Here is a 13,789-nt window from a genome sequence, read left to right on the forward strand (position 1 = left end):
GTTTGAACCACAAAGACATAAAAAACACCTCCGCACTTAAGATAAGTTCGGAGGTGTTTTTATTTATGGCTAATCATTTGAAATGAATACAAGCCATTTCAAACGATTACGAGCGCCCAAAACATGAAAAGCGTTAAGCCTAATGCGCTGCCACTGAAATCTTCGGTGGGTTGATGTTGTGCTTCTTAAACTCTTTCATCACACGCAAGGTTATGTCGGTTTCAAACAACTTCTCATACGCGGTATCCACCACATAAGCCTTACACGTCAACTGTATCGCTAGGTAGTTGTCGGTAATCGTCTGTTTAACCAGAACCGTTACAGGCTTTGGCAAGTGTATGTAACGACTTGAAGACGCGGCTTCTTGAATCAGGTCGCGGGCTAGGGTGATGTCTTCATTCATACCGACGTAAAACGGAATCACCACTTGCATGTCCAATGCGCCATAGTTACCACTGGTGGTCACTTCATTTAAGAACTTGTTGTTCGGAATAGTAATGATGTCATCGTTCAGGGTTCTCATTCGTACCGAACGTAAACCAATGGTGATGATGTCGCCGTAGTTGCCTTCAAACGTGACGCGGTCACCAACCTGAAACGGTCTGTCAATCATCACAGTGATGCCGGCGATAAACGATGCTGCCAAGTCTTTAAGCGCAAAGCCGACCGACACGGCGAGCGTACCACCAATCAAAGCTAAGATTTGGTCGTTGATTCTAAAGCTCATCATGAACACGATAAGACCGGTGCTCACGTAGATAAAGAACTGAGTAAACGATTGCAGCTTTTGTAGCAGCATTCGATATTGCACGAACTGACTACCAAAACTGGTCACTAACGAATTGATGAACTTAAGCAACAACCACATTGCGGCAATAACGATCATGGAGAAGAACACGCCGCTCCATCGCACCAAGCTCGCTATCTTAGAGATGTTTTCTACGTTAGCTAACTCTTCCGTCGCAAAGGTCGGGAAACTGACAGCACTTGCCAAGCCAACAAATAGTAGGATAAATAACTTCTTCATTTTACTTCACCAGTAGATGTTGACGATCAAGAACGTTAGTAATGTGGCGGAACCAGTGCTCGGAAATTCGAGCCTTTTCTTCATGCCAACCAATATAACCACGGCTTTCAAAGTAACGCAGAATCCCCGTTATCTCTGCCGTGCTCAGCTGTGTACATTCAGACAACACTTCTGGAGAAGCGATTTCCAGTTGTACAATAGAACGAAGTACAGCCAACATAGGTTTAGGCATATTCTCTAGTTCTTGCGCTTCAGGGACATGGAATAAACGTACTACCGCTTGATCTGTCTCTTTATTTCGGTTCAAAGAGAGTCGGAAGAAACGCAGCGCAACGGTAGGGTTGCCATCAGAGTAGTGCCACAAAATTCGATAAAAACCTTGGCGTGCACGTTCTTCTTCACTCATATCATCTTGGTCCCATTGCTTAGGGACCACTAAGCCATCAAAAGACAACGGCTTCTCAAGCTCCGTATTGATACGGCTATTTAGAAGTTCACCCACTTGTTTCTCTGTCCAACGCGGAAGGAAGCACACCAAATCAAACAGCAGACGCTCACCACGCGCTCTATCCACAAATCGCCAACTTGATTTGGCGATCGATATCACGACACGGTGGTTCTTTTTAGAACGACGCAGAAGGTTGGTCAAACGAATCAAATCAGACAGACCGCCAACCATTGGTTTCACCAGTCGTTGAGCGTTATCTATCGCGATAAGGTAAGTGGTATTGCTCTTACGAAGGTGCGCTAATATTTGAATTTCAGTCGCTTCTTCTTCCAAGCCGATGCTCACGGCTAGATGTGCCAACAGCTCTTGGTAACCCGCGTAAGGGCAGCTTACATATACGGGCTCAGCGTTAGATACTTTGTGCAGCAAAGTATAAAGCAGCGTTGTCGCGCCCACACCACGCTCGCCTGAAACAATACAGATAGCCGGGCTGTCAGACATCAAGTAGCGAGACAGTTGCTTAACCTCGTCACCGGCATAGTCAATTAACGTGCTGTCTATATTACCTGGCAGAATGTATTCATACGTTTGATCGCCTTTGATTCGAACCAAGTTTTGCTGATTCTTATCAAGATCTGACTGCTTAGCCACTTCGATTCTAAAGAGATACGCCAAAGCTTGGCTAAACAGCGTGTAATTAGATAGCAAGGCCATTATGCGGTGTTGGAAGTTGTAAACGCTCAGCCACACGATACCAATGGCCGTCGCCAATACATTAAGTAAGAACGTATCCTTACGGTTTACCGCCCAATTCACCCATACCGGACGATCAGAAATGTGTTGAAGCGTATCGAAGACTTTCGCTCTCCATAACTTGAGCACTGAAACCGTAACCAATACAAACCAGAAAAACAGGGCGCTATATATCCAACTATAAATCGTGCCTTTGCCTAGCGTAATACTTGATATTTGCAGAATCACACCCGCCACGATGAAGCTCCACACGTAACGGCGGATAGTCGATAGTCGCAGCGCGATCACTTCTTGATTGGATGTACGCCCCAAACGGTAGGCAAATTCCAAAATAAAGCTGATGGCAATCGAACCACCTAGAATCCACCACGTGAAGATTTCCAGGAAAATCAAATGTTGCAGACTAGGGATACTAGAAAGCACTCTCAATGACAATGTGATGGCAATTAGCCAAGCAATCGCACTTTCAGCGCGGCTGATGTACCAAATGACACGAACCAAGAAAGGAGGATTCGTCTTCGCTTCAAGAAAGTTAATTCGAAACAACTCAATTAAGCGAGTGCTGTTAGCAAGCCACCACACTAAACCGAAATAGATGAACAACACTTTTAACGACGCACCAATCACAGGCACGGGCGAAATAAAGATATCGTTAACTAACGCCTTGAAGCTTCGGATTTGGAAGTATGCAAGATACTCAATATTGAGCTTAGTTAATTCCCATTCTTGCTTAAACTGGGTAACACCATAAGGGCCAAAACCGGTTAAGCGCTCTTTGTTCGCAGAGCTCGTCTGTTCCAGAAGATGTTGTTTACTGACGTTTAAGCTATTCAAAGTGACGTAACTGGTTTGAACCTCAAACCATTGACCGACGTCGTTGTTATCTCTATAAGCTTTTATCTGTTGCTCGAAGATTTTGATTTCCTGCTTTTGAACTCGCAGAACTTCAGCTAACAAGATATTGACTTGGCGTCGGTCCGACGACTCCATAAAGAGGGGATCGGGTAACGAATCAATTCGAGCATCGAGGTCAACAGCAGAATCGGATACCTGCGGCTGAGATTGTAAGTCGTATTCCAAGTTGGCATGACTAGGGCATGAGAGAATGGCTAAAGTGAGGAGTAAGAAGCGCGATAGTGAACGCATAAAAGTCTCTTAGAATTATGAGGTTAGGATTACTATAGTTAGATAATCTTACTTTGTGAAATCCAACCCCGTATCGGGGGCGAGTACTTTATTCCTGTTTCGATCGATTTTGTCATGAAATTGTCAGGGATTAGTCTAGTATTTGAGCATCTTGGCTATGTCTGTGCCTGCTTTGATCGGGTTGGTTTTACTGTAACTAATCAGCATACGATATATTCAATGGTCGGCATGATTTGGGACGTTATATCTCTCCCATTTTAGGGCGCCGTTTGATATTTTGTTTTCCCTGAAAATCAGCGGCTTTTCGTCGATAAACAGAAAATCAAAAGTGTGAGTCAGCTCAAACTATGATTTGGTTGGGTTATCACTCACTTAATAGCGGGTAATTGCAATCAAGACTTGCAGTTAAAGCCCCGAACAAGTAACGTTGCGGCGTTTTTCACATTAAAAAGGTAACGGCATTGATCTCCACAGCAAATATCACCCAACAATTCGGCGCTAAGCCACTTTTCGAAAATATTTCAGTTAAGTTCGGCGAAGGCAACCGCTACGGTTTAATCGGCGCGAATGGCTGTGGTAAATCGACGTTCATGAAGATCCTATCTGGTGAACTTGAGCCAAGTGCTGGTAACGTAAGCTACGATCCAAACGAGCGCGTAGCTAAACTAAACCAAGACCAATTTGCTTACGAAGAATTCACGGTAATCGACACGGTTATCATGGGTCACAAAGAACTTTGGGCTATTAAGCAAGAGCGTGACCGCATTTACTCTTTGCCTGAAATGAGCGAAGAAGACGGCATGAAGGTAGCTGATCTTGAAGTTCAGTTCGCTGAAATGGACGGTTACATGGCAGAAGCGAAAGCGGGTGAGCTTCTTCTTGCGGTAGGTATTGAAGAATCTATGCACTTCGGTCTAATGAGCGAAGTAGCACCAGGTTGGAAACTTCGTGTTCTATTGTCTCAAGTACTGTTTGCAGACCCGCATATCATGCTTCTTGACGAACCAACGAACAACCTGGACATGGACACCATCAAGTGGTTGGAAGATACGCTAAACCAACGTAACTGCACAATGATCATCATTTCGCACGACCGTCACTTCCTAAACTCTGTTTGTACACACATGGCTGACCTTGATTACGGCGAACTTCGTCTATTCCCTGGTAACTACGATGAGTACATGACGGCAGCGACACAAGCTCGTGAGCGTCTACTGTCTGACAACGCGAAGAAGAAAGCACAAATTGCTGAACTTCAAACGTTCGTATCTCGTTTCTCTGCTAACGCATCTAAAGCGAAGCAAGCAACGTCTCGTGCTAAGCAGATCGACAAGATTCAACTAGACGAAGTTAAAGCATCTAGCCGTCAAAACCCATTCATCCGTTTCGAACAGTCTAAAGAGCTATTCCGTAACGCACTTGTGGTTGAAAACCTATCTCAAGGTTTTGAAGAAGACCTATACAACAAGTTCGACGGTATTTTCGAAGTAGGTGAGCGTGTTGCTATCATCGGTGAGAACGGTGTGGGTAAAACAACGCTACTTAATACACTAGCTGGCGCTCTTGAGCCACGTACTGGTGAGTACAAGTGGTCTGAAAACTCAAACATCGGTTACTACGCTCAAGATCACGCACACGATTTCGAAACAGACATGAACTTGTTTGATTGGATGAGCCAATGGCGCCAAGAAGGCGAAGACGAGCAGGTTGTTCGTGGTTTCCTAGGTCGTATGTTGTTTGGTCAAGACGACATTAAGAAATCTGTAAAGGTTATCTCTGGTGGTGAACAAGGTCGTATGCTTCTTGGTAAGATCATGATGCACAAGCCAAACATCCTGCTTATGGATGAACCAACGAACCACATGGATATGGAATCTATCGAAGCGCTTAACTTGGCTCTTGAGAACTACAAAGGCACATTGTTCTTCGTATCTCACGACCGTGTATTCGTAGACTCGCTTGCAACTCGTATCCTTGAAATCAAAGATGGCAAGATCAACGATTTCCGCGGTACTTACGCTGAGTTCTTGAAAGCACGCGGCTAAGCTTTAAGTTAGCCTTAGTTTTCAACTCAATGCGTTGGAAATTAAGCCATAAGCCATAAGCTATAAACTGAAAATTAAAAACGCCGTCATACTGAAAAGCATGACGGCGTTTTTGTATCTTGTATCTAGCTAAGTTTCTATGTATCTATCCTTGAAGGGTCACTAACTCTTTACATCAGAACTTTACAATTAGAAGCGGTTAGTGAATCTCCAATCGAACCTACGCTTTTTTCCGACTGCTGATTATTCACCTTTCACATCAAATTCAATCTTCTCTGCGCCAGTGAACACTTGGAAACGCAGGCCTTTAGCACGAGCGATGGTCGTGATACCAAATTGCTGAGCCAAATCTAAACCCATTTGCGTTACGCCTGAACGTGATAACAGAACAGGAATACCCATCTGCGCCACTTTGATGACCATTTCAGAAGTCAGGCGGCCAGTAGTGTAAAAAATCTTATCTTCACCAGACTCTTTGTTAAGCCACATCTCACCAGCCAACGTATCTACCGCATTGTGACGGCCAACATCTTCAACAAACGATAGAACCTTGTCGTCTTTGCAAACAGCGCAACCATGGACTGCGCCAGCTTTCTTGTACGTGTCGTTGTAATGAGTCAGTGCTTCTAAAGCCGTGTAAATTTCAGATTGCTTAATTTTGGTCTGAGGCACTTGGTAATCTTCCAACTGCTTCATCACGTTACCAAACATGGTGCCCTGACCACAGCCAGAGGTCACCGTCTTCTTCTTAAGCGCTTGCTCAAGCTGGCTCGTATCTTCATTGGTGATAACCGCTGCAGAGCTGGTTTCCCAATCGATGATGATAGATTCAACTGCTTCAGGGTCAGAAAGGAAGCTTTGGTTCTTCAAATAACCCAAGACTAAAGATTCAGGACGCGAGCCGAGCGTCATCAGGGTTACGATCTCTTTCCAGTTCAACATGACGGTAAGAGGGCGTTCACAAGCGATCTGTTTGGTTAGCTTCTCACCATATTCATCAAACACTTCAACTTCGATTGTTTGAAGTGGGTTTTCACTAGTTTTTATTATGTTTGGTTTTACCACAGTCACGTCCTACTTAATGAGATAGCGATTTTAAGAGATAAGAAGTTAACAAGAGGGTCTAACGCCGATCTTGTTCATCGATTCTTTAACTCATACTTAAAGCAAATCTTATTCCAAAATAACGGGGATTGATGGAAACATGAAGCATTAGATTAAAATAGCGCAAAATATGAGAGTTCACCGAGTGGAGTTGTCTGAATTTACGTGTATCGACTACCGTTAAGTTACAACTTAATAACGAAAGCCATCATGTAAGATGGTAAAAGTTAACATGTATTGGCGTGTTTATTGCTTTATAGCGCTTATATGATTGAGCTAAGTACAAAATGTCCTAAGCACATTCAGACCAAAGAAAATCAATTGGGTGAAGTATGTCTGAGATAAAAGAATTCAAAGAACAATATGAAAAAACAGAAGCAACTTGGCCAATAGGTGTCCAAAGAATAGAGAAAGAGATCAAGACAGGTATCTGGGTAACCACTCAATGGGAATTGATGGGGTTTGAACTGTCACCAGAAGATGACGCCCAAGACGTTTGTTTACTTCAACTACATAAAGATGAACGTACAGACTATCGATTCAACCTAAGCTCTCAGCAACCTAAGCTTTTCTTAGTAATGGATAATGTCGATTCTGATGTTAAGCCCGTCATTCAGTTACTTACTGCCTCACAAACCGTTGCAGGGCAATACATGGACGGTGACAACCAAGTACTTTCCTACGACATTCCTTTGCCCGTACAGGCTTGGATGGAAGCATTCATCGGTCGTCATGGCGAGTTATTAGAAACAAGACGTAAGAAACGCAAAGGCGCGGGAAGATCAAATGGCAACTAACTTCTTTAGCCGTTGGTCTCAACGAAAGCTTGATGAATCCACTGACGAACCTTTGGAAGTAGAGCAAACATTGGAAGTACCAGCACTCACTCCCTCTGATTCTTCAACTTCTGAGATTTCGCCTGCTGATCTTTCGTCTGAAATGGAAGCAGCAGCGCCTCAGTCTTTAGAGAGTGAAACTATAGAAATCAATGAAGAAGTTCATGTTGCTGACGTTCAAGATCCCGCACCAGAAGCCACTGAAGATTTGTCTGTTGCCCAATTATTGGTATCAGAAGCCTCTGAAAGCGTAAAAAAAGCCGCATTGCGTAAACTATTCCTCTCAGAAGAGTTCAACGTTCGTGATGGTTTAGATGATTACGACGACGATTACAGCAATTTGAAGTCTCTGTCTGAAGGAGTTGCAGAAACTCTTCGCGATTGGGTAAAAGACAAGACAGAAGAAGACACAGTAAACGAACCTGAACAAGTCGCTGATAATGAAGAAGAAACTTTGATTGATGAGGTTGATGACTCTATTAATGAAGCCGAAGAGACCGAGTCAGAATTCAGTGAAAGTGACGAAATTGCGGGGGAAGAAAAGAAACTGTATAAAAAAACAGTATCAGATAATAACGCTACAATGCCAGACGAAGCTGACCTGAAAGAGATGGGACAAAATATACCACACAAATAATAGGTACATTTTGACTAAACACTCAATGAACCGCTTGCGACAAAATGTCCCAAGCGGTTTTTTTATACGCACAATAAACGCTAAAAACCATTAAGCCACTGATATATAACACTTATTAAATTGGCATGGCATTTGCTAAATAACGTTCATTATCAACTTTTTTGTAGATAGACGAGTTCAGGGTCTAACGAATGGCACACTAGCTAAAGAGTTAGTTGTTAACGGATTACTCAGCAAGTTCTCTATCGCTTACTACAATGAAGGTTGAACAGATTATCCATGTCCATAGATGGAACTGAGCAATGCTTAAACAATTATTAGAACAAGCAACTTCAAATAACGCTAAAGCAAGACTGTATGCATTTGAAAATACAGTAGAGTTAACAAATCTGATTCCACCTACTGTTAGCTACGAAAGCGGCGGTAATACACTTGTTATTGGTCCAACTGCGATCATTGAAAGTGCTGCGGCGCAATTACCTCAATTAACGAGCTTAACCTTGTTGTCAACAGACGGCGAAAAGGGCACAAACCCAGAACTGTACTTCGCGAATTCGGTTCAAGTATCGGGTTTCCTCGGCACGTTTGAAGTCGTGATTGAGAGTAAAGGCACATCAAGCAACCTAGCGAAAGTCGCCATTAATCACGATTGTTTCGATGTGGTTTTAGACCTTTGTCTGAATAGTTGCATGACTGAAGAAGTACCTGTTCCTGGGTATTACCCAGTAGGGCGCGGTTATCCAAAACTGGCTGAAGCGTTAGAAGAGATTCCAACGCTAATGGGCACGTTCGATAAGCCTAAGTTCTTCCGTTTAGACACCGACCTTTGTGCGCACAGTTCACGTGGCGTTAAAGGCTGTGAGCGTTGTGTTGATGCTTGTCCTGCTGGCGCACTATCAAGTGAAGGCTCAGACAAGATAGGTCACAAGATCGAGATTAACCCTTACCTATGTCAGGGCGTTGGGACTTGTGCAACAAGCTGTCCTACAGAAGCGATTACCTATGCGCTTCCAAATCCTGACGATACGCAAAAGTTCATTGAACGTACGCTAGCTAACTATGAACATGCAGGCGGTCTGGACCCAATCGTACTTATCTGTAGCTCACGTCATGAAACTTACAACGTGATGGCTCTTAAAGCGCTACCAGATAACGTGATTCCAATCGTTGTTGAAGAATTGCCTTCTATTGGTATTGATACTTGGTTTGCAGCGTTAGTGAATGGCGCAACTCAGGTTCTGTTTGCTGCTTCTCGCTTTATGCCAGAGACGATCATTCGTGTCCTGAATAATGAAGTAGGGATCGCTCAAGAGTTACTAGACCAAATCGGTGTTCCAAAAGAAACCATCGATATCCTGTATTTAGAATCTCTACGTGAAGGTCCTCCAACACTGTGTGTTGATTCATTCGATCTTGCACTTGGCGATCTTCAAGGAAATAAACGTCAACGTCTATTCACAGCACTTGACGCGATGTCTTCATCTCGTATTCCTGTTGAAAACATTGTAGAGCTCCCTTCGAATGCGCCATACGGCACGGTTTCGTGTGAAAGCAAAGATTGTACTTTGTGTATGAGCTGTGTGGCTGTGTGTCCAACACGTGCGCTGCATACCGATGGTGCCTCTCCATCACTTAAGTTTGTAGAGCAAGACTGTATTCAATGTGGTCTGTGTGAAAAGGCATGTCCTGAGAATGTTCTTACTCTGACTCCTCGTATGAATTGGGTGAAAGAAGAACGTCAGAAGGCTGTTGTGATTCATGAAGAGAAAGCAGCGGAATGTTTACGTTGTCATAAACCATTCGCACCGCAGTCTATGATTGACATGTTACAAAATAAGTTACGCGGTCACTCTCATTTCTCAGATGAGACAGCAATTAATCGTATTGCGATGTGTGAAGACTGCCGTGTGGTAGACATGTTCGATTCAATGGCTCAAGACCCATTGAAACAATTGAAATACTAGGAGTTGGCCTTGGATACTAATTTGGATCAGGCACAAGAGCCTGAGCTCGCAAAAGAATTAAAGCAAGAACAGACACTAAGAACTGAAATCTATCTGGTTCTTTCTGCATTGTTTCGTAGCGCACCTTCTGAAGAGGTGATCGACTTTCTAAAGACACTAGACATTGAAGCGTCTGAAAGTGCGATGCAAAAGGCTTGGATTGCGATTCAACAAGCAGCAACTGAATCAAACCGCGAAGCACTAGAAGATGAATATCAGAATCTTTTCATTGGCATTGGTCGTGGGGAGATTGTTCCATTTGGATCTTGGCACAGAACAGGATCGATGATGGAAAAACCATTAGCTGAGATCCGTCACGATCTTGAATTGCTTGGCATTGAACGTGATGAGCAGGTTAAAGAGCCTGAAGATCATATCGCGGCTCTTTGTGAAGTAATGGCGATGCTAACCGATGAAGAAGACGCGCTACAACAAGCCGTTTTCAATAAACATATCGGGCCTTGGTTTAACTCTTTTACACGTCAGCTTGAAAGTGCAGAAAGTGCGAACTTCTACAAATCAGCAGCACAGCTATGTGAAGCATTCTTAACGTTGGAGCAGGTTCGTTTCAGCGTGAATACAAAAAGCAGTAAACACAAATTAAAGATTGATGTGAAAAACGTCACTGATTACGAGTAATCGAGCAGTACGCGATTATATCGATAGAGGGGCATGAAGCCTCCAAAAAGATCTACCGTAAGGTAAGGAAGCAATGATGAAAGATAATAAAGAAATAAACTCAAGCCGTAGGGACTTACTCAAAGGCTTAACGACTGCAGCCGTTGCTGGTGCGGTTGTCGCTGGAACAACGAAAGTGGCAACAGCTTCAGAAACGGTTGAAATGCCGAAAGAAGACATGAAGAAGACTGGCTATCGTGAAACGCAACACATTCGCGATTACTACGACACACTTTAGGAGATAACGGATGAAACTTGTCAAACGCTCCGATAGTGTGAGCAAAGAAACCAATCAACTGGGTGTGTCTCGACGTGCCTTCATGAAAAACACTTCATTAGCCGCTGGTGGTGCGGTAGTAGGCGCAAGTCTATTCGCACCGGGTATGATGAAAAAGGCGCAGGCTAAATCAGTCGACCCTGAAGCGAAAACAGAAGTGAAACGTACTATCTGTTCTCACTGTTCTGTGGGTTGTGGTATCTACGCTGAAGTTCAAAACGGTGTTTGGACAGGTCAAGAGCCTGCATTCGATCACCCATTCAACGCTGGTGGACACTGTGCGAAAGGTGCAGCTCTGCGTGAACACGGCCACGGTGAACGTCGTCTTAAGTACCCAATGAAATTGGAAGGCGGTAAGTGGAAGAAGCTTTCTTGGGAACAAGCGATTGAAGAGATCGGTAACAAAGCGCTAGAACTTCGTAAAGAGTCAGGCCCTGATTCGGTTTACTTCCTAGGTAGTGCAAAACACAGCAACGAGCAAGCTTACGCATTCCGTAAGATGGCGTCGCTTTGGGGCACCAACAACGTTGACCACCAAGCGCGTATTTGTCACTCAACCACAGTAGCCGGTGTTGCAAACACTTGGGGTTACGGTGCAATGACAAACTCGTTCAATGACATGCACAACTGTAAATCGATGCTGTTCATTGGTTCAAACCCAGCAGAAGCTCACCCAGTAGCGATGCAACACATCTTAATCGCGAAAGAGAAGAACAACTGTAAGATCGTTGTTGCGGATCCTCGTCGTACGCGTACTGCTGCGAAATCTGATCACTATGTTTCTCTTCGCCCAGGTTCAGACGTTGCGTTTATCTGGGGTGTGTTATGGCATGTCTTTGCTAACAAATGGGAAGACCAAGAATTCATCCGCCAACGTGTATTCGGCATGGACGAGATCCGTGAAGAAGTTGCGAAGTGGAGCCCTGCTGAAGTTGAGCGTGTTACTGGCGTAAGCGAAGAAGACGTTTACCACACAGCAAAACTGCTTTCTGAAAACCGTCCGGGTTGTATCGTTTGGTGTATGGGTGGTACTCAACATACTACAGGTAATAACAACACACGTGCTTACTGTGTACTTGAGCTTGCGCTAGGTAACATCGGTAAATCAGGTGGCGGTGCAAACATTTTCCGTGGTCACGATAACGTACAAGGCGCAACTGACCTTGGCGTACTATCAGACACACTACCGGGTTACTACGGCTTGTCTGAAGGTTCTTGGCGCCATTGGTCTAAAGTTTGGGACATCGACTTTGACTGGGTGAAAGGACGTTTCGACGACAACGCATACGGTGGTCAAAAACCAATGAACAGTGCAGGTATTCCTGTCTCTCGTTGGGTTGATGGCGTACTTGAAGACAAAGACAAGATTCGTCAGCGCGAAAACATCCGTGCCATGTTCTACTGGGGTCACGCGGTGAACTCTCAGACTCGTGGTCCAGAGATGAAGAAGGCAATGCAGAAGCTGGATATGATGGTTATCGTTGATCCATATCCAACAGTTGCAGCAGTAATGAACGATCGCACAGATGGCGTTTACTTGCTTCCAGCAACCACTCAATTTGAAACCTACGGCAGTGTAACGGCATCAAACCGTTCTCTACAGTGGCGCGACAAGGTTGTTGATCCTCTGTTCGAATCTAAGCCTGATCATGAAATCATGTACCTTCTTTCTAAGAAGCTTGGTTTCTCTGATCAACTGTTCAAAAACATCCGTGTTGAGAACAACCAACCATTGATTGAAGACATCACTCGTGAATTCAACAAAGGTATGTGGACGATCGGCTATACAGGTCAAAGCCCAGAACGTTTGAAAGAACACCAACAAAACTGGCACACGTTCCACAAAACAACGCTTGCTGCAGAAGGCGGCCCAGCGAATGGCGAGACTTACGGTCTTCCTTGGCCATGCTGGGGCAACCCAGAGATGAAACACCCAGGTACGCATATCCTTTACGATACGTCTAAACCTGTTGCTGAGGGCGGCGGTAACTTCCGTACTCGTTTCGGTGTCGAATTTGAAGGTCAAAGCCTATTGGCTGAAGACAGCTACTCAAAAGGCAGCGAAATCAAAGATGGTTACCCAGAGTTCAGTGACAAACTGCTGAAACAACTGGGGTGGTGGGACGACCTAACAGCAGAAGAAAAAGCCTCTGCTGAAGGCAAAAACTGGAAGACTGACGTTTCTGGTGGCATCCAGCGTGTGGCTATCAAGCACGGTTGTATTCCTTTTGGTAATGCGAAAGCGCGTGCGATTGTTTGGACATTCCCAGACCGCGTACCACTGCACCGTGAACCACTTTACACACCACGTCGTGACCTAGTTGCTGACTACCCAACATGGGATGACAAGGAAGCAATCTTCCGTGTTCCTACGTTGTACAAATCAATTCAAGACCAAGACAAGTCTGCTGAATACCCAATCATTCTGACTTCTGGTCGTCTGGTTGAGTACGAAGGTGGTGGTGAAGAAACACGTTCAAACCCATGGCTAGCTGAACTTCAACAAGAGATGTTTGTTGAAGTGAACCCGAAAGACGCAAACGACATTGGCTTCAAAGATGGCGATGATGTTTGGGTTGAAGGTGCTGAGAAAGGCCGCATCAAGGTGAAAGCGATGGTTACTCGTCGTGTTAAACCGGGTTTAGCGTTCTTGCCGTTCCACTTCGGTGGTAAGTTTGAAGGTGAAGACTTACGTTCTAAATACCCAGAAGGCTCTGATCCTTACGTTATTGGCGAAGCTGCCAATACAGCAACCACATATGGTTACGACCCTGTCACGTTGATGCAGGAAACGAAAGTAACCCTTTGTAATATTCGTAAAGCGTAAGGAGTCTT

The 13,789-nt window shown here is 44.4% G+C and carries 10 protein-coding genes; 7 read left to right on the plus strand and 3 right to left on the minus strand.

The genetic code is table 11. The annotated features are described in order from the left end of the window. Window positions 1–139 precede the first annotated feature (139 nt). Both AB4180_RS20860 and AB4180_RS20865 read right to left on the minus strand, forming a co-directional pair. On the minus strand, window positions 140–1,027 hold the full coding sequence (locus AB4180_RS20860; RefSeq protein WP_009846738.1) for a mechanosensitive ion channel family protein: 888 nt from the start codon (window positions 1,025–1,027) through the stop codon (window positions 140–142). Between the two features lies 1 nt (window position 1,028). Continuing rightward, the gene (locus tag AB4180_RS20865; RefSeq protein WP_102250114.1) at window positions 1,029–3,374 is read right to left on the minus strand and encodes an ATP-binding protein; all 2,346 of its coding nucleotides are present in this window, start codon (window positions 3,372–3,374) and stop codon (window positions 1,029–1,031) included. Between the two features lie 461 nt (window positions 3,375–3,835). On the opposite strand from AB4180_RS20865, the gene AB4180_RS20870 reads away from it, so the two are divergent. Next, the gene (locus AB4180_RS20870) at window positions 3,836–5,419 is read left to right on the plus strand and encodes an ABC-F family ATPase (RefSeq protein WP_009846736.1); all 1,584 of its coding nucleotides are present in this window, start codon (window positions 3,836–3,838) and stop codon (window positions 5,417–5,419) included. A 243-nt stretch (window positions 5,420–5,662) separates the two neighbouring features. On the opposite strand, the gene fdhD is transcribed toward AB4180_RS20870, so the two are convergent. Beyond that, complete coding sequence (gene fdhD, locus AB4180_RS20875; RefSeq protein WP_009846735.1) at window positions 5,663–6,484, minus strand: formate dehydrogenase accessory sulfurtransferase FdhD; 822 nt, start codon at window positions 6,482–6,484, stop codon at window positions 5,663–5,665. A 371-nt stretch (window positions 6,485–6,855) separates the two neighbouring features. Between fdhD and AB4180_RS20880 the strand changes: the two genes are divergently transcribed. The 6 genes from AB4180_RS20880 (at window position 6,856) to AB4180_RS20905 (ending at window position 13,781) form a co-directional block, all read left to right on the plus strand. Then, a complete protein-coding gene (locus tag AB4180_RS20880; protein ID WP_102250113.1) occupies window positions 6,856–7,320 on the plus strand; it encodes a DUF3305 domain-containing protein in 465 nt (154 codons plus the stop codon). Beyond that, window positions 7,310–7,996, plus strand: coding sequence for a DUF3306 domain-containing protein (locus tag AB4180_RS20885; protein WP_102250112.1), 687 nt, complete (start codon window positions 7,310–7,312; stop codon window positions 7,994–7,996). Before AB4180_RS20880 ends, AB4180_RS20885 begins: the two co-directional genes overlap by 11 nt. A gap of 302 nt (window positions 7,997–8,298) precedes the next feature. Further along, window positions 8,299–9,960 carry a 4Fe-4S dicluster domain-containing protein gene (locus tag AB4180_RS20890; RefSeq protein ID WP_102250111.1) on the plus strand — a complete coding sequence of 554 codons (1,662 nt, stop codon included), beginning with the start codon at window positions 8,299–8,301 and terminating at the stop codon, window positions 9,958–9,960. 9 nt (window positions 9,961–9,969) lie between these two features. After that, window positions 9,970–10,638: a molecular chaperone gene (locus AB4180_RS20895; RefSeq protein WP_029225439.1), complete on the plus strand. Its 669-nt coding sequence runs from the start codon at window positions 9,970–9,972 to the stop codon at window positions 10,636–10,638. A gap of 76 nt (window positions 10,639–10,714) precedes the next feature. Beyond that, window positions 10,715–10,915: a twin-arginine translocation signal domain-containing protein gene (locus AB4180_RS20900; protein WP_048610996.1), complete on the plus strand. Its 201-nt coding sequence runs from the start codon at window positions 10,715–10,717 to the stop codon at window positions 10,913–10,915. A 10-nt stretch (window positions 10,916–10,925) separates the two neighbouring features. Then, window positions 10,926–13,781 carry a formate dehydrogenase subunit alpha gene (locus tag AB4180_RS20905; RefSeq protein WP_012603933.1) on the plus strand — a complete coding sequence of 952 codons (2,856 nt, stop codon included), beginning with the start codon at window positions 10,926–10,928 and terminating at the stop codon, window positions 13,779–13,781. The last annotated feature ends 8 nt before the right edge of the window (window positions 13,782–13,789 follow it).

It is taken from the genome of Vibrio sp. 10N.286.49.C3 (assembly GCF_041469545.1).
In the GTDB taxonomy this organism is placed as follows: Bacteria; Pseudomonadota; Gammaproteobacteria; order Enterobacterales; family Vibrionaceae; genus Vibrio; species Vibrio tasmaniensis_A.

Coding starts and splice junctions, on each gene's coding strand:
- AB4180_RS20880 (WP_102250113.1), top strand. CDS start 6,856: ATGTCTGAGATAAAAGAATTCAAAGAACAATATGAAAAAACAGAAGCA.
- AB4180_RS20885 (WP_102250112.1), top strand. CDS start 7,310: ATGGCAACTAACTTCTTTAGCCGTTGGTCTCAACGAAAGCTTGATGAA.
- AB4180_RS20890 (WP_102250111.1), top strand. CDS start 8,299: ATGCTTAAACAATTATTAGAACAAGCAACTTCAAATAACGCTAAAGCA.
- AB4180_RS20860 (WP_009846738.1), bottom strand. CDS start 1,027: ATGAAGAAGTTATTTATCCTACTATTTGTTGGCTTGGCAAGTGCTGTC.
- AB4180_RS20900 (WP_048610996.1), top strand. CDS start 10,715: ATGAAAGATAATAAAGAAATAAACTCAAGCCGTAGGGACTTACTCAAA.
- AB4180_RS20865 (WP_102250114.1), bottom strand. CDS start 3,374: ATGCGTTCACTATCGCGCTTCTTACTCCTCACTTTAGCCATTCTCTCA.
- AB4180_RS20905 (WP_012603933.1), top strand. CDS start 10,926: ATGAAACTTGTCAAACGCTCCGATAGTGTGAGCAAAGAAACCAATCAA.